Here is a 15,861-nt window from a genome sequence, read left to right on the forward strand (position 1 = left end):
TGTGACGATCACCGCGCGCGAACTGAACCGAGCCACCCTCAGCCGCCAACTCCTTCTGGCACGTGAGCCACTGACCGTCCAGGAGGGCATGCGGCGCGTGGTCGCCCTCCAGGCGCAGGAGCCGGCCTCGCCCTACCTCGCCCTGTGGAACCGGCTCACCGGTGTCACCGCGGCGGACGTCGACGCCGCGTTCGCCGGCCGTTCGCTGGTCAAGGCGACCCTGATGCGGATCACGCTGCACGCGGTGCACGCCGAGGACCATCCCCTCTTCCGCGCGGCGATGCAGCCCACGCTGTACGCCTCCCGGCTCGGCTCCCGCTTCGCCGCCGCGGGGCTCGGCCCGGCGGACGCCGACGCACTGGTGCCCGAGCTGCTGGACTTCGCCGACCGGCCGCGGACCTCGGCCCAGATGCAGGCGTGGATCGAGGAGCGCCTGGGCGCGGAGAAGAAGGAGGGGGCCTGGTGGGGCCTGAAGGCCTACGCGCCGCTGCACCACGTCCCGGCCGGCGGGCCCTGGTCCTTCGGCCCGCGGCCGTCCTTCGTCGCGGCCCGCAACGGACCCGTGCCGAGCGGCCGGGCGGCGGACCCGCAGGCGCTGCGGGCCTTGATCCTGCGCTATCTGGCGGGGTTCGGGCCCGCGTCGGCGGCGGACGTGGCGCAGTTCGCCCTGGTGCGCAGGACAGCCGTGCGTGCGGCGCTCGTGGACTTGGGCGACACCGTCGAACAGCTCCGAGGACCGGACGGTGAGGTGCTCTTCGACCTCCCCGGCGCTCCCCGGCCGCCCGGCGGGACTCCCGCGCCTCCCCGGCTCATGGCCATGTGGGACAGCGTCCTGCTGGCGTATGCCGACCGGGGGCGGGTGATACCCCCGGCCTACCGGCCATGGGTGATCCGGCGCAACGGCGACGTCCTGCCCACCGTGCTGGTCGACGGCCAGGTCGCCGGCGTGTGGCGCGCGCTGCCCGGCGGCATCGAGGCCACCGCCTTCCACCCGCTGACCCCCGCCGCGTGGGACGCGCTGGCCGAGGAGGCCCGCTGCCTGACGGCGTTCCTCGGCGACCGCGAAACGGCCGTCTACAGCCGCTATCACCACTGGTGGGCAAAGCTCCCCGAGGCCGGTGGCGAGGTGCGGATGCTGGAGCGGTCAGTGGGTCCTGCGGGTGTTCCACAGGGGTAGTTGCTCGAAGAGGTCGACGGCTTCGCCGTTCCAGTGCCGGTGCCAGGAGGCTGCTTCGGCGGTGGCGGCGTGGGCGTAGCGGTCGATGGTCGCCTGCATGCGGGTGTGGACGTCGTGGCGGTGGGCGATGTCGCGGATCCGGTCGATGGTGTGGGGCGTGCAGGCGCGGTCACCGAGCGCGGCCTTGACGGCCGCGTGGTCGTCGCCGCCGGTGGCGGCCAGGAGCTCGCGGGTCAGATAGGTGTGGCGGCCTGAGCGCAGGTCGGCGCCCCTGGGCTTGCCGGTGACGTCGGGGTCGCCGAAGAGGTCGAGGTAGTCGTCGCGCAGCTGGCCGCTGAGGCCGGCCAGCCGGGCGTAGCGGCGCAGGCTCTCCTCGTGTTCCGCCAGGTCCGCGCCCGCGGCGAGCAGACCCAGGCGCAAGGGGGCGAGGAGGCTGTAGCGCGAGGTCTTGTACTCGGCCACCGTCTCCAGCAGCCCCTCGCCGGCCGAGGGGTGCACGTCGCGTTCGAGGTCGAGGACCTGCCCGATCACGGTGTCGGTCGTCACCCCGAACTGGACGTCGAGCAGGGCCTGCTTGCGGTCGGCGGGCAGGTCGGCGTCGGACAGGACCCGCAGGGCCAGGAAACCGGCGAGGTCACCCGCCATCATGGCCAGGCCGAGCGCGGCCTGCGGATGGTCCGGGAGGTCCGCGCGGCACGCGTGGTACGTGGAGGGGCCGCCGCGCCGCATGGGCGAGTCGTCCATGATGTCGTCGAGGATGAGCGCGTGGCTGTGCAGCAGCTCCAGGCTCAGGGCGGCCTCCGCGAGGCCGGGTATCTCGTCCCGGGTGACCAGGGCCGCCGCCTCGTGGAGCAGGGTGATCCGGATCCGTTTCCCGCCGCGCAGCGACAACTGCGCCAAAAGTTCCAGGCACCGGGAGGGGAAGCGGCCCAGCCGGGCGCCGTCGAGGCCCTCCGCGAGGTCGGCGAAGTACTTCTCGAAGGACGCGTCGAACCGCCGCCGATGACCGGCGGCACGCTCGAAGGCGCTGACGGTGCTGCTGTTCATGGAGGTGGGGACCGGCCTTCCTGTACGGGTGCGGTGCCCAGCCTGGCATGAGTCGCCCAACGCCCCGTCACCGGTGCGGGGGAGACCTTGAGCGGCCCGCGCTGCGCCGCGGGGCCCGCCCGCGCCGAGCCCACCGGGTTGTGCGGGATGGACGGTTTCTCCATCGCTGCCCGGCGAGGGCGGAGAACTTCTCCCTGTGCCTGCCGCGTCGCCCTGCCTACGGTGAGCGGGCTCACCCGGCGAGACGGTCACCACCCGGCACAGCGACACCGCTGCACAGGGACACGAGGAGTCATCGATGACGGAAGCCGAGTCGCTGCGCCGCAGCGCACTGCGCAAGATCGCTCGAAGGCTCATCCCCTTCCTGGGGCTTGTGTACTTCGTGAACTACCTGGACCGCACGAACATCGGCTTCGCCAAGCTGACCATGAGCGAGGACCTCGGCCTCACGGAGACCATGTTCGGCCTCGCCTCGGGGCTGTTCTTCATCGGGTACCTGCTGTTCGAGGTGCCCAGCAACCTCGCCCTGCACCGGTTCGGCGCGCGGCGCTGGATCGCCCGCATCATGGTGACGTGGGGGCTGTGCGCGATGCTGCTGGCCTTCGTGCAGTCCGCCGGGCAGCTGTACGCGGTGCGCGTGCTGCTGGGCGTCGCGGAGGCGGGCTTCTTCCCGGGGATCATGCTGTATCTGACGTGGTGGCTGCCGCGCGCCGAACGGGTGCGGCTGATCGGCGCGTTCCTCGTGGCCATCCCCTTGTCCAGCGCCCTGGGAGCGCCGCTGTCCACGGCGATCATCACGTATCTCGACGGGTTCCTCGGCCTTGAGGGCTGGCGGGTGATGTTCCTGCTGGAAGGCGTGCCCGCCGTGCTCCTCGGCGTGGTCTGCTGGTTCTATCTCACCGACCGGCCCGAGGACGCCGCCTGGCTCACCCCCGGGGAGCGCGGGGCACTGGCAGCGGCCCTGGAGGCCGAGCGGGCCGAACTCGCGCCCGCCGCGGAGGGCTCGGCCCGGCGTGCCCTGCTCAACGGCAAGGTGCTGGCGCTGGGCGGCATCTACTTCGGGGTCGTCTACGGCCTGTACGCCCTGTCGTTCTTCGGACCGACCCTGGTGGAGGGCTTCTCCGAGCGGTTCGACACCGAGTTCAGCCTGGTCCAGACGGGAGCCGTGGTGGCCGTGCCCTTCGTGGCCGGAGCGATCGCGATGGTGGCGTGGAGCCGCCACTCGGACCGCACCGGGGAACGGCGCTGGCACCTGGCGGGACCGGTGATCGTGGGCAGCCTGACGATCCCCGCCGCCCTCTACCTGGACTCGCCGTACGCGGTCATGATCCTGGTCACCGTCACCGCGATGGGCATCTTCTGCGCGCTGCCGGTCTTCTGGCACTTCCCGCCCACCGTCCTGACGAGCGCGGGCGCGGCGGCGGGCATCGCGCTCATCAACACCCTCGGCAACGCCTCGGGTTTCCTCGCGCCGTACGTGACGGGGTGGGCCCGCGACGCCACCGGTGACATCGACACCGGGCTGTGGATCGTCGGCATCGTGATGGTCACCGCCGGGGTGGGCGCGGCCGTCCTGCGCGAGGGGCCGCGGGCCACGAACGGCGGGCGGCGCGGAGAGGCGGCGCCTTTCGCGGATTCCACCGCCCAGGGCGGCTGACGGCGGGGGCGGGCCGTCAGTTCGACGGACGTCCGCCGCTGCCGCTGGGGGCCCGGCTCAGGTCGACCACGCAGAAGAGATTGCCGTCCGGGTCGGCGAGCACGACGAAGTCGGGCTCGGGGGGATACGAGTCCCAGGGGACGGCTCGGGCCCCCAAGGTGATGAGCCGCTCGACCTCGGTCCGCTGCTCCTGGGTGGTGTCGGTGAACAGATCCAGGTGCAGGCGCGGGCGGGGCTCCGCCGGTGACTTGCTGTACTGCAGGGCCGACGCCGATGACGGGAACTCCGAGTTTCAGCATGGGCGCGAGCCTAGGCCCCCGCTCAGGACAACCGGCCCGCCAGATCGTGCAGGCGCAGGGCGAGTTGGATGTCCAGGGCCCGGTCCGCGCCGCGCCAGCCCCTGCCGAGCAGCTCGTCGGCGCGGTTCAGGCGCTGGTAGAGCGTATTGGCGTGGATGTGCAGAGCCGCGCAGGTGCGGGCGTGGTGCTGCGCGTTGGCCAGGTACACCGCGACCGTGGCCGTCAGATCGCCGCCCCGCCCCCGTTCCCGGTCGTGGACGAGGAGCGGTCCGACGGTCGTGCGGACGAACACCCGGGCGTCATCGGTGCCCGCCTGGGTGAACAGGCAGCGGTAGGCGCCCAGTTCCGCCGGCTCGGCGACCACCCCGGGCCGGCCGAGCGCGCGCAGCATCGTGGCCGTCTGTCTCGCCTCGCGGTGCGCCCGGCGGATCTCCGCGACGCCGCGCCCGCACGCGGCAAGGCCCACCGGCCCGGCGAGGCCGCGCTGTTGCACCAGCGCTCTGAGCGCGGCCAGGTCCAGGCCCGGCACCAGGAACGTGATCTGGTCGCCGAGCTGTGCGCTCCAGCCCGACGCCTCCTGGGCGAGCCGGGCGATCTGCTCGGCGGTGTGGTCGGTGTCGCGGGCGTCCACCACGGCGACGGCCGCCACGGCGTCGACGTCCATGCCCGCGCCCAGCGCCCGGCGCCGCACACCGGTCTCGTCGGCCTCCGCGGACAGCAGCGAGGTCAGCACCTCGCCGCGGGTGCGCAACTGCGTCTCCAGGACCGAGCGTTCCAGCGCGGCCACCAGCGCCACGGTGACCGCGCCGATCGACAGCAGCCGCAGGTCCTCGTCGTGGAAGGCCCGCTCCGCGGTGGCGACCAGCGAACCGGTGTGGCCCCCGCGGACCGCCACCGGAAGCGCCACACCGTGCCGGGCGTCGTGCGTGAACCGGCGCGGGGCCTGCGCGTTCTCGCCCGTCCAGGGCTGCGGGCGCACGCACTCCGGTCCGGCGACCAGATCGCCGTGCGCGTCGAGGACCGACACCGTCAGGCCGGTGGCGCCGGTGACGGCCCGCGCGACCTCGCGGTAGCCGCCTCCGCCGACCACGACGTCCGTGAGCCGGTCCCGCAGCTCCGCCTCGGCCCGGCGCAGGGAGTCGCTGTGCCGCAGCGTCAGGTTGGCCTCACGCAGGTCCGCGATGAGCGCGGCGTTGCGCAGGGCCACCGCCGCGTGCGCCGCCAGCGCGGCGAGCAGCTCCACCTCGCGGTCGGTGAACCGGCGCGCACTGCGGTCCGCGGCCAGCAGGACCCCGACCGGCTCGTCGTCGACGATCATCGGCACGCCCAGGATCCCGCCGAGCTGCTCGGCCGCGGCGGCGCTGTCGACGGCGGGGGAGCGGGTGATGCCGGGGTCCTCGCGGTAGCGGAGGGTGGACTGCGGCGCGCCGCTGCGCAGGACGAGGCCGCCGAGGCCCTCTCCCGGCGCGAGTTCGATGCCCCGCAGCGTCGAGCCCATCGAGCCGTCGACGGTCTCGATCCGCAGCCGCCGGTCGTCGTGGAGGACCATGATGTACGCGAGGTCCACGGAGAGCAGCCGCCGCGCGTGCGCCGCCACTTCGCGCAGCACGCCGCTGGACGCGGTCAGTGCCCCCAGGCGCCGGGCCAGGTCGTTGAGCGCCGACAGCTCGGCGGACTCCCGCTGCTGCCGGGTCATGCGCCGCAGGATCTCGCGGGCGTGCGCGGCGGAATCCTCGACCTCGTCGGCGGGGTGCCCCTCGGCGAGGAGCGCGAGGCGCAGCGCGTCGATCTCGTCGGGCGACGGGGCCTCGGACAGCAGCCGCAGCCAGCGGTTCTCGGTCAGGTGCACTCCCTCATGATGCCGGGGGCCCCAGGAGCCCACTGTGGAGGGTCTCTCCGTCACGGCGCCCGGAGCATGGAGATCGTCTCCGTACGGCTCACCGCTCCACCGTGTTTCGATCGACATCAGCAGCACCGCCCGCGCCGGCCCGGCGGTCCTGCGCCGAGGGGACGGATACAGGTATGCACGCCACCGGAAGGCCCGCCTCGGGGCGAACCCACCGAGAGGAGACACGATGAGTGCCACGGTCGTTCGAGCGATCCTCGAGCACGTCCCAGCCGACCGGGTGCTCACCGATCCGGACGGCGTCGAGGCTTTCCGCCGTGACCAAGCGGCATGGGCGCCCAGCGGTCGCCCCGCGGCCGTCGTCCGCGCGACGTCCACCCAAGATGTCGCGGACACGGTCCGCGCCTGTATCCGTCACCGCACCCCGGTCGTCGCCCGCGGCGCGGGCACGGGGCTGTCGGGGGGAGCCAACTCGGGTGACGGCCACGTGGTCGTGGCGCTGGCGGGCATGGACCGGATCGTCGAGGTCAGCCCCCTTGAGCGGCTCGCGGTCGTCCAACCCGGCGTCGTCAACGACCACTTGCGCGAGGCGGTGGCCGCGCACGGGCTGTGGTATCCGCCCGACCCCGCCAGTTCGCCGTGGTCCACCATCGGCGGCAACGTGGCCACCAACGCCGGAGGAGTCTGCTGCGTCAAGTACGGCGTCACCGGCGACTACGTCCTGGCCCTGGAGATGGTCAACGGCCTCGGCGAGATCGTGCGGCTCGGCCGCCGCACCGCCAAGGGCGTCGCCGGCTACGACCTGACGGGACTCGTCGTCGGCTCGGAAGGGACGCTGGGCATCGTCACGGAGGTGACCGTCCGCCTGCGGCCCCTGCCCCCGCCCGCGATCACGGTCGCCGGTCACTTCGGTTCCGTGGTCGACGCCGGTGCCGCCGTACGCGCCGTCGCCGCAGCCGGGTTGACCCCGTCGGCGCTGGAACTCATCGACCGGCACTGCCTGCGGGCCGTGGACGCCTGGAAGAACATGGGCCTCTCGGTGGACGCCGACGTGGTGCTCCTGGGCCGGATCGACGAGCCGGGCGAGACCGGCTCCGCCCAGGCCGAGCGCATGGTCGCGTGCTTCCGCGGGGCGGGCGCCTCCTGGGCCGAGCGGTCCACCGACGAGCAGGAGGCCGACGCCCTGTTCGCGGCCCGCCGCCTCGCCTACCCCGCGCTGGAACGCCTGGGCCCGGTCCTCACCGAGGACGTCTGCGTGCCCAAGGAGGCGATCCCCGAGATGCTCGGCCGCATCGAGAAGACCGCCACCCGGCACGGCATCCTCATCGCCAACATCGCGCACGCAGGCGACGGCAACCTCCACCCGCTGCTGATCACCCCGCCCGGCGACGAGGCCGCACGCACGCGTGCGCAGGCGGCCTTCGCCGAGATCATCGCCGATGCGATCGCCCTGGGCGGCACGGTCACCGGCGAACACGGGGTGGGCCTGCTCAAGCGCCCCGGCCTCGCCGCGGAGATCACGCCGGAGGTCATGGCGATGCAGCGGGCCGTCAAGCGGGCACTCGACCCGTACGGCGTGCTGAACCCCGGCAAGGTGCTGTCCTGACCGCTCCCTCGTCCGCACCGGTGACGTCATCGCGTGATCTTCGTTGACAGCGCATGAAGAAGATCACCACGCTGGCCGGGCTCGTCCTCGGCAGCATCGCCATGGCGGCCCCCGCCCACGCCGACAACGACAGCAACTTCGGAGAAGGAGCGAACGCCGCGAACAACTGGGACTTCACCGCGGCGGCCGTGTGCCTGCAAGAGCTCGCCGTGGTGCCGGTCGGCGGCGACTGGACGGGCGATCACCAGAACAACTGCTCCAACGGAAACGTCGTCGACCACGCGGCGAAGGCCCTGCCGCCCCTGCGCTGAGCACTTCGCCCACCGGCCCGCACCCGATCGGGTGTCGGGCCGGTGGGCACGGCGTCCGCTTCCGGCGGCGGGCCTCCGGGGGGGGCGGAGCGGAGCGCTATGCGGGCAGTTCTCGCACGTACGCCGCGATCAGGGTGGCCACCGCCCGCGGAGCCTCCATGTTCATGAGGTGGGTGGCCTCGATCCGGTGGACGCTGACCGAAGGCCGGGCGCGGGAGAGTTTGTCCAGGTCGTCGCCGACCTCCTGGGCGAACCGCGCGCTGAACTCGGCGAACCACTCCATGCCGGGGGCGGGAGGCAGTTGGCGCCCGGCCTGCACCAGCAGCAGCGGGAGCTCGACCGCCTCAAGCCAGGCCAGGACGCCGGGCGCGGCGAGCCTGTGGAGTTCGTCCACGATCTCCCGGGCCTCCGGCGGCTCCGGCAGCGTCTGCCACGTGCCGTCGGGCAGGGGGCGCGCGGCGGCGCGGGCAGCGGCCTTTGCGTGCCCGGCGGGAATCCCGAACCGGGTGGCGGCGGTGACCTTCTGCGCGACGTACTCGGGCGGTGCGACGGCCCCGGCCGTGGCCAGCAGGCCTTCACTCACCTGTGTGGCGCCGGGGTAGTCGCGGGCCCACCAGAAGCCGTCCAGGTTCACGGCGGCACGCACCGGAGCGCGCCGCGGGTTCACCCGGGCGTACTCGACCGCGATCATGCCGCCGAGGGAGTGGCCCACCAGCACGGCCTCCGTCACGCCGTGCGCGTCGAGGGTTTCGGCGATGTCCCGCACCACTGCGGGGATGGTCCAGGGGGAGATACGAGGCGAGCGGCCGTGTCCGGGAAGGTCGAGGGCCAGAACACGGTGTCCGGCGGTGAGGTGGGCGGCTGCGGCGTCCCAGTCGGTGAGGGAGCGTGAGAAGCCGTGCAGGAGAACCAGCTGGGGACCTTCGCCCCCGTAGTCATGAGCATGTAGGAGTGTCATCGCGGGTCACGGTAGAGGGGCACGCGGTCATGCGCACACCGATTTGGCAAGGGCGGCGGGCCGGCTAGGCCAGGCCCGGGGGGCCGTCCCCCTGATCGCGCCTTCTGCCGGCGCTGCCCTGATCCGCCAGCAGTTCGTCCACGCCGAGGAGCTGGAGGATCTGCCGTACGGCCCTGGACGGATGGAGCACGGTCAGACGGCCGCCCTCTTCCCGGCACCGTTCGTGATGGGACAGGAGTTCATTGACGCCGGAGGAGTCGATGAAGGTGACGTTGGCGAGGTCCAGCTCGACCCTTTTGGCCAGCAAGGGGTCCAGCGCCCTGCGCAGCGCCGGTGCGCTGACCATGTCCAGGTCCCCCGACACGCGCATCAGTACGGGCTCCAGGCCCAGGACCGTGTCCACATGCATCGGTTGGGGTGAGGCGGGAGCCATGTCTCGCGGTCTCCTCGGTGCGTGAATCGGCTGGTGGGGCGGATGGGTGGGGCAGATGGGCGGGCTGGACCAGGCGGGAGCCTCGGTGGCCCTCGCCCGTCGCGCATGAATATGCCCCGAAATGCTGCGCCACACGCGCGGCATAAGTGGAACGCTGCTTCCAGGAACACCCCGGGCGGAGTCGGTGCCGCGTCGGGGTGGGCAGACCGCCGGATCGACAGGTTACGTCTGCGCGGGCCCCGCCTGGAGTGCTCCCTCCTCAAGAGGCGAGGCCCGCTCCGCGGCCACGTGCTCAGCGACCCCGCGGGATCTCCCGGTCGGTACGGCACTTGAGAGGGCTCCTCGCTGGGATGCCTGCCCATGCGATGGACGGCTAGGCCGACCAGATCGAGACAAGCGGACCGACACCTCTGGTGGCTTCTGGCGCCGCCCGCGCTTCCCGCGCCGGCTTGTCACTGCCGACGGCTAGGCTGATTTTCCGTACGTGGGACGAGAGCGGGAACGGGAGGCTGAGGTGGCCGGGACAGCGGTGGGCGAGGTGATGGCCGAGCTGGCAGCGCTTGAAGACCCCAAGGCGCGCGCGGTGAACGAGAAGCACGGTGACGACCACGGCGTGCATCTCGGCAAGCTGCGCGCGCTGGCCAAGCGGCTCAAGACGCAGCAGGAACTGGCCCGCGAACTCTGGGAGACGGACGACACCGCGGCGAGACTCCTGGCGCTGCTGATCTGCCGCCCGAAGGCGTTCACGCGCGACGAGCTGGACCGCATGCTGCGCCAGGCACGTGCACCCAAGGTGCACGACTGGCTCGTGAACTACGTGGTGAAGAAGAACCCGCACGCGGAAGAGCTGCGCGTGGCCTGGTCGGCCGACGCGGACCCCGTGGTCGCCGCCGCCGGCTGGGCGCTGACCACCGAACGGGTGGCCAAGAAGCCCGAGGGCCTCGACCTCGCGACCCTGCTCGACGTGATCGAATCGCAGATGAAGGACGCACCGGCCCGTCTGCAGTGGGCGATGAACCACTGCCTGGCGCAGATCGGCATCGAGCACCCCGCGTACCGTGCGCGGGCCGTCGACATCGGTGAGCGCCTGGAGGTGCTCAAGGACTACCCCACGTCCGCCGGCTGCACGTCTCCGTTCGCCCCCACATGGATCTCCGAGATGGTGCGACGCCGGCAGGCGCGCTGAGCGGCTGGGCTCAGCCCCTGTCCGGTGGCGCTCGTCGCGATCACACTGTCGTGGACGAGGCAGCGGGCGGCGCAGTCAGGGAGGACGACACAGTGAGACGTATCGGCATCATCGGGGTGGGCGAGATCGGCCGGGCCCTCGTGGAGGGCCTGTGCGACGACGGGGCCGACACGTCGTCAGAGATCCTCCTCTCCCCGCGGGGAGCACGCACGGCGGCGGAGCTGGCCGGGCGCTACGCGGGCGTACGGGTCTGCGCGGGCAACCAGGAGGTGGTGGACCACTCCCAGGTGGTGATCATCGCCGTACGCGCGAAGGACCGGCACGAAGCACTGGCCGGTCTGACGGTGGGAGCCGACAAGACGGTGATCAACGTGATGGCGGGCGTCGCCAACGACGACCTGCGCCAGATCCTCGCGACCGACGCGGACGTGGTGCGGGCCATCCCCCTGCCCGCCGTGCGCGAGCGGCGCTCCGTCACGGTCACCTTCCCCGCCCATCCGGTGGCCGACGCGCTCTTCGCACGGCTCGGCGGGGCACAGCCCGTCGCGGACGAGGCGGCATTCAACGTCTTCTCCGCGCTGACGGGCACGCTGACCAGCCACTACGCGTATCTGGCCACGCTCACGGACTGGGCCGTCGGTCACGGCATCGCGACCGACGACGCCGAGCGCTACGTCCGCGGACTCTTCCAGGCCGTCGGCCGCGCCCTGGGCGACGAGACCCGCTCGCTGCGGCAACTCGCCGCCGACCACGAGACACCGAACGGAAACAACGAACGCATCCGCACGACGTGGTTCGGCCCGGCCAACTCCCAAGCCCTCAACCGGGCTTTGGACGGCCTCCTGGGCGACCTGTAAGGGGACCCGTGCCTCAGACGCGCTCCAGGACGACCACCGGGATCTCCCGGTCGGTCTTGCGCTGGTAGTCGTCGTAGGACGGCCAGGTGGCGGCCATGGTCCGCCACATGTCCGGCTTCTCCTCCGGCGTGGCGGTACGCGCGCGGGCGGTGTAGCGGTCGCTCTTCACCTGCACCTGGACCTCGGGGTTCGCCTCGATGTTGCGGAACCAGAGGGGCGGCTGGTCGGCTCCGCCGTTGGAGGCGACGACGAGCACGTCGTCGCCGTACGGCCGGTAGATCAGCGGAGTGCTGCGCGGCTCGCCGCTCTTGCGGCCGGTGGTGGTGAGGATCAGGACCGTCGTGTTCTGCCAGTCGTGGCCCTCCTCGCCATCGGTCGCCACGTAACGCTCGACATGCTCTTTACCGAACAGCATCTGCCGTCTCCTTCGTGCCTTCTTCTTGTTCCGCGTGCACCGGCCAACTCTTCATGGTCGAGCCGCGGTTTCCCATCAGCGTGGTGCCGCGTCGGCGCGCCTGGCGTAACGACACGTCGAACATGCCGTTGGCGATGAGTTTCCGCGCTCCCGGCGGTCTGCCTGACCGACATCACTTCCCGACCGAGGAGACTTCGATGAGTGAGACCCCCACGCCCCCCGCCCCCGCGGAGCCGAGCGCCAAGGTGCGGGCACTGGATCGTCTGGTGGGAACCTGGCAGGTGAGCGGCGGCGTCGAAGGCACGGTCAGATACGAGTGGGCGTCCGGGAAGTTCTTCCTCCTCCAGCACGTGGAGCTCCGTCAGGACGGCATGGACATCCGCGGCCTGGAGGTCATCGGCCACCTCTTCAACCCGTTCGCGGGACACGAGGCACCCAGTGAGGACGTGTGGTCCCGGTTCTACGACAACCAGGGCAACACCCTCGACTACGTCTACGAGATCGAGGGCGACACCCTGACCATCTGGGGCGGCGAGAAGGGGTCCCCCGCCTACATGCGCGGCACGTTCGACGCGGACGGCACCACCATGGAGAGCGAGTGGGTCTACCCGGGCGGTGGTGGCTACAAGTCGGTCATGACCCGCGTCGAGTAGCGGCAAGCAGGGGCCGGGGGAGGGCGGCGCTTTCAGGCGGCTGACAGCTCGGCGTTCGCGCGTTCTGTGAGCAGGGTCAGGACACGGCCGGTGACCGCGAGGTCCTCGGGCGGGATGTCGGCGTACAGGCGGGCGGAGATCTTTGCGGTCTCGGCGGAGGTGACGTCGTGCAGTTCGCGTCCGGCCTTAGTCAGCCGGAGCAGGGAGGCCTCCGCTGGGTCCGTCTCCAGCAGCTGCGTGGCCGTCAGTTCTTCGATCACGTCGCGCACGACGGACGCGTCGACCTTCAGTGAGCCGACGACCTCGCGGACGAGCGCGTCGTGGCCGACGGATCCGCCCGAGATCACGACGTACCGCAGTGTGACGCTGTGGTGGAACGTGGCGCCGTGGCGGGTCAGTACGCCCTCTAGGAGGGCGCGGGCGGCGTAGTGCGCCAGGGCTATGACCCGGCCGTTGGTCGTCGGCGCGGTCCCGGGCGTCGGTGCGGTGGTGGGCGTGTTGGGCGTGGTGGAGGTGGTGGGCGTGGTGGTGGTCATGTCTGCTCCTCGTCGTTCTCGGTGTGCGGATCAAGGGGCGTGTCGAGCAGGAGGGACAGCTCGCGCGTGAACTCCCGTGCGCGCGGGCTGTGCTGTCCTCCGAGCGGTTCGAGCAGCTGGTCCAGCAGGCCCTGCACCACCTTGATCGCGCGGCGCGTGACATCGCGCCCCTGCTCGGTGAGAGAGAGCTGCATGGCACGTGGATCGCTCGGATCGCGGGTACGGGCGACGAGCCCCGCGGTTTCCAGGGCACGGGCGAGCTTGGAGACGTACAGCGGTTCGAGCCCCGTGTGGTCGGCGAGCCGGCGCTGGCTGGGCTGCACCCCGGAGCGCGACATGCCGTACAACGACGCCATCAGCGCGTACTGCGCATGGGTCAGGCCCAGCGGCGCGACCGCACGGTCGACGGCCACCCGCCACTTCATCGACAGGCGCCAGACCAGAAATCCCGCCGTGGCGCCTTCAGTTGCTGCATTCACATCACGATACGGTACATGGCTACTATGTACATGGCTACTATTTTCTCGCGGTCCGGCGCTAGGGCCCGTGCGGGGCGAGAGACGCCGGGCGCTTGTCCGTGAGGGGGCCCGGACGCCGCGCCTCAGTACGGCAAGCCCTCCGACGCGGCCCGCAAGGCCGCCAGCAGGCAGGCGGTGATTTCGTCGCCGGACGCCTCGGGGTCGTCCGCGTACCGCTGGGCGAAGTCCTCCGCCGCCGCGCGCAGCGCGCCGTTGAGGGTGGCCGCGTGCACCTTCACGTCCAGGTCGTCGGGGCTGCCGCCGGACCGCTGGGCCAGGAGGCGTCCGAGCACGGGCAGGGCCTCGTCGTGGGCCTGGAGCCAGACGGAACGCAGGGCCAGGTCGGTGGCGGTCATCCGGATCAGATCCAGGATCACGGGGGTGTACGCGGGCAGCTCGCCGACGCGGCAGGTCTCGGCGAAGAAGTCCAGCAGGCTCATCTGCGGCGGCCAGCGGCGCAGTTCCGCCACGGCGAAGTCCAGGCCCGCCGAGAGGAGGGGCAGCACACAGCTCTCTTTGGTGGGGAAGTGGCGCCACATCGTGCGGGCGGAGATGCCCACGGCCCGCGCTATCTGTTCGCCCGTCGTGGCGGTGACGCCTTGCGAGGTGAAGAGGCGGACGGCTGCTTGGGATATCTCGAAGCGGAGAGCTGCTTTCCGCCGTTGGACGAGCGACGGTCTGACGTCGGCTGCCGCCGCCGGCCCTCGTTCTGGGGTGGGCGCCTCGCGCACTCTCGACTCTCCTCTGCCTCGACCACGGCAGCTTAGCGAGCCACCGGATGACGCACGCAGACGTCTTGTCACAGACTGACACCCAGCCTTACTCTCCCGTAAGTAACCAGCGGGTAACCCCAGTTGGTCCGAAGTGTCATGCGCACGTCACCCTGCCGTCCGTCTGCGTGTCCGACACGGCCATCTGAACCCCCGGATCGGCAGATCCCGGGACCTCCAGCGAGGAGCACACCTTGAGCCGCACAAGACACCCTTCGCGCACCGCCCCCGGCCCCCGCCCGCACACCCTTCCGCGCCTGGTGGCGGGCGTCGCCGCCGGCGCCGTCTGCGTGGGCCTCTCGGGCGCCCTGGCCACCGCGGCCGACGGGCAGCCCGTGGTCTCCCGGGGCGTCACCATCCCCGCCTTCTACACTCCGCCCGCCGAACTGCCCTCCGCCAACGGCGCGTTGATCCGCACCGAGCCCCTGCCGCTCGGGCTGAGCATCCCCGGCCTCGACGGGCGCCCCATGCCCGGCACCGCGACCCGCCTGATGTACAAGTCCACCGACTCGACCGGGCAGCCCGTCGCCGTGACCGGTGCCTACATCGAACCCTCGGCCGCCTGGACGAAACCCGGACCGCGCCCCCTGGTCGCGGTGGCCTCGGGCACCATGGGCCAGGGCGACCAGTGCGCCCCCTCCTTCGCCCTCCAGCACCCGCTGACCCTCAACGGCGAAACGGTCTCCGTGGGTTACGAAGCCCTGGCCATCTACCGGATCCTGGCCACCGGCGCGGCCGTCGTCATCACCGACTACGTCGGCCTGGGCACCACCGACCGCGCGCACACCTACGTCAACCGCCTGGACCAGGGACACGCCCTGCTGGACGCGGCCCGCGCGGCCCGTACGGTGCCGGGGGCGTCGGTCACCGCCGCGTCGCCCACCGGTCTGTACGGCTACAGCCAGGGCGGTGGCGCCAGCGCGTCGGCCGCCGAACTCCAGTCCTCGTACGCACCCGACATCAAGCTCGCCGGGACCTACTCGGGCGCGCCGCCGGCGGATCTGACCTCGGTGATGAAGGGGATCGACGGCAGCGCGCTGGCCGGTGCGCTGGCCTGGTCGATCACCGGCTTCGCCCAGGCGGACCCCGATCTGCGTGCGGTCGTCGACACGCACATCAGCGCCGCGGGGAAGGCGGCGCTGAAGGACGCCTCGACGATGTGCGTCGGCGACGCGCTGTTCGGCTACGGCTTCACCAAGAGCAGCAAGTGGACCAAGGACGGCAAGTCCGTCGGGGACATCATCGCCGCCGACCCGCGGGCGAAGGCCGCCCTGGACAAGCAGCGCATCGGCACGCTCAAGCCCACCGGCCCGGTGCGTCTGGCGACCGGCGTCCAGGACGACATCGTTCCGCACGCGCAGGCCCGGCAACTGGCCGTGGACTGGTGCCGCAAGGGCGGCAACGTCACCTACGAACCCCTGGTGCTGCCCAACCTCGGCGACAAGATCCTCACCAATCACCTGGTGCCGCTCATCACCGACCAGGGCGACGCCGTCTCCTGGCTGACCGACCGCCTCGCCGGCAAGCCGGCCTCGTCGGCCTGCTGGAAGATGCCGCTCCAGCCCTGACCCCCGGGGCCCGCCGCCCCCGCC

General features: G+C 71.9%; 16 protein-coding genes and 1 pseudogene. 8 read left to right on the forward strand and 9 right to left on the reverse strand.

What is annotated here, in order from left to right:
* Position 1 precedes the first annotated feature (1 nt).
* A complete protein-coding gene (locus tag QBL25_RS38945; RefSeq protein WP_409061674.1) occupies positions 2-1,177 on the forward strand; it encodes a winged helix DNA-binding domain-containing protein in 1,176 nt (391 codons plus the stop codon).
* Here the strand turns inward: QBL25_RS38945 and QBL25_RS38950 are convergent.
* Positions 1,145-2,224, reverse strand: a complete 1,080-nt coding sequence (locus QBL25_RS38950; protein WP_409061675.1) for a polyprenyl synthetase family protein — start codon at positions 2,222-2,224, stop codon at positions 1,145-1,147. The genes QBL25_RS38945 and QBL25_RS38950 overlap by 33 nt on opposite strands.
* A 298-nt stretch (positions 2,225-2,522) precedes the next feature.
* On the opposite strand from QBL25_RS38950, the gene QBL25_RS38955 reads away from it, so the two are divergent.
* Complete coding sequence (locus QBL25_RS38955; protein WP_409061676.1) at positions 2,523-3,881, forward strand: MFS transporter; 1,359 nt, start codon at positions 2,523-2,525, stop codon at positions 3,879-3,881.
* 16 nt (positions 3,882-3,897) lie between these two features.
* On the opposite strand, the pseudogene QBL25_RS38960 reads toward QBL25_RS38955, so the two are convergent.
* Together QBL25_RS38960 and QBL25_RS38965 are read right to left on the reverse strand one after the other, a co-directional pair.
* Positions 3,898-4,137 (reverse strand): annotated as a pseudogene (locus QBL25_RS38960) (VOC family protein); the annotation flags it as partial.
* Between the two features lie 65 nt (positions 4,138-4,202).
* Complete coding sequence (locus QBL25_RS38965; RefSeq protein WP_409061677.1) at positions 4,203-6,029, reverse strand: GAF domain-containing protein; 1,827 nt, start codon at positions 6,027-6,029, stop codon at positions 4,203-4,205.
* A gap of 226 nt (positions 6,030-6,255) precedes the next feature.
* Here QBL25_RS38965 and QBL25_RS38970 point away from each other — a divergent pair, with 226 nt between their 5' ends.
* Together QBL25_RS38970 and QBL25_RS38975 are read left to right on the forward strand one after the other, a co-directional pair.
* Positions 6,256-7,632, forward strand: a complete 1,377-nt coding sequence (locus QBL25_RS38970) for an FAD-binding oxidoreductase (protein WP_409061678.1) — start codon at positions 6,256-6,258, stop codon at positions 7,630-7,632.
* Positions 7,633-7,685: 53 nt separating this feature from the next.
* Entirely contained in the window at positions 7,686-7,943 is a 258-nt protein-coding gene (locus QBL25_RS38975) for a hypothetical protein (protein ID WP_409061679.1), read from the forward strand.
* Between the two features lie 97 nt (positions 7,944-8,040).
* Here QBL25_RS38975 and QBL25_RS38980 read toward each other — a convergent pair whose 3' ends face one another.
* Positions 8,041-8,901 (reverse strand): alpha/beta fold hydrolase, encoded by an 861-nt coding sequence (locus QBL25_RS38980; protein WP_409061680.1) that lies wholly within the window; start codon positions 8,899-8,901, stop codon positions 8,041-8,043.
* Positions 8,902-8,965: 64 nt separating this feature from the next.
* Positions 8,966-9,334, reverse strand: coding sequence for an STAS domain-containing protein (locus tag QBL25_RS38985; RefSeq protein WP_409061681.1), 369 nt, complete (start codon positions 9,332-9,334; stop codon positions 8,966-8,968).
* A 541-nt stretch (positions 9,335-9,875) separates the two neighbouring features.
* Here QBL25_RS38985 and QBL25_RS38990 point away from each other — a divergent pair.
* Together QBL25_RS38990 and QBL25_RS38995 are read left to right on the forward strand one after the other, a co-directional pair.
* Complete coding sequence (locus QBL25_RS38990; RefSeq protein ID WP_409062937.1) at positions 9,876-10,520, forward strand: DNA alkylation repair protein; 645 nt, start codon at positions 9,876-9,878, stop codon at positions 10,518-10,520.
* Positions 10,521-10,612: 92 nt separating this feature from the next.
* Complete coding sequence (locus tag QBL25_RS38995; protein ID WP_409061682.1) at positions 10,613-11,377, forward strand: NAD(P)-binding domain-containing protein; 765 nt, start codon at positions 10,613-10,615, stop codon at positions 11,375-11,377.
* A gap of 13 nt (positions 11,378-11,390) precedes the next feature.
* Here QBL25_RS38995 and QBL25_RS39000 read toward each other — a convergent pair whose 3' ends face one another.
* Positions 11,391-11,792 (reverse strand): nitroreductase family deazaflavin-dependent oxidoreductase, encoded by a 402-nt coding sequence (locus QBL25_RS39000; protein WP_409061683.1) that lies wholly within the window; start codon positions 11,790-11,792, stop codon positions 11,391-11,393.
* Between the two features lie 197 nt (positions 11,793-11,989).
* Here QBL25_RS39000 and QBL25_RS39005 point away from each other — a divergent pair, with 197 nt between their 5' ends.
* The gene (locus tag QBL25_RS39005; protein ID WP_409061684.1) at positions 11,990-12,445 is read left to right on the forward strand and encodes a hypothetical protein; all 456 of its coding nucleotides are present in this window, start codon (positions 11,990-11,992) and stop codon (positions 12,443-12,445) included.
* Positions 12,446-12,477: 32 nt separating this feature from the next.
* On the opposite strand, the gene QBL25_RS39010 is transcribed toward QBL25_RS39005, so the two are convergent.
* The 3 genes from QBL25_RS39010 to QBL25_RS39020 form a co-directional block, all read right to left on the reverse strand.
* Positions 12,478-12,981 (reverse strand): MarR family transcriptional regulator, encoded by a 504-nt coding sequence (locus tag QBL25_RS39010; protein ID WP_409061685.1) that lies wholly within the window; start codon positions 12,979-12,981, stop codon positions 12,478-12,480.
* A complete protein-coding gene (locus QBL25_RS39015; protein ID WP_409061686.1) occupies positions 12,978-13,460 on the reverse strand; it encodes a MarR family winged helix-turn-helix transcriptional regulator in 483 nt (160 codons plus the stop codon). Before QBL25_RS39015 ends, QBL25_RS39010 begins: the two co-directional genes overlap by 4 nt.
* A 122-nt stretch (positions 13,461-13,582) precedes the next feature.
* Positions 13,583-14,230 (reverse strand): TetR/AcrR family transcriptional regulator, encoded by a 648-nt coding sequence (locus tag QBL25_RS39020; protein ID WP_409061687.1) that lies wholly within the window; start codon positions 14,228-14,230, stop codon positions 13,583-13,585.
* Positions 14,231-14,463: 233 nt separating this feature from the next.
* Here QBL25_RS39020 and QBL25_RS39025 point away from each other — a divergent pair, with 233 nt between their 5' ends.
* Positions 14,464-15,837: a lipase family protein gene (locus QBL25_RS39025; RefSeq protein ID WP_409061688.1), complete on the forward strand. Its 1,374-nt coding sequence runs from the start codon at positions 14,464-14,466 to the stop codon at positions 15,835-15,837.
* Positions 15,838-15,861 lie beyond the last annotated feature (24 nt).

It is taken from the genome of Streptomyces sp. SYP-A7185 (assembly GCF_046103685.1).
Classification (GTDB): Bacteria; Actinomycetota; Actinomycetes; order Streptomycetales; family Streptomycetaceae; genus Streptomyces.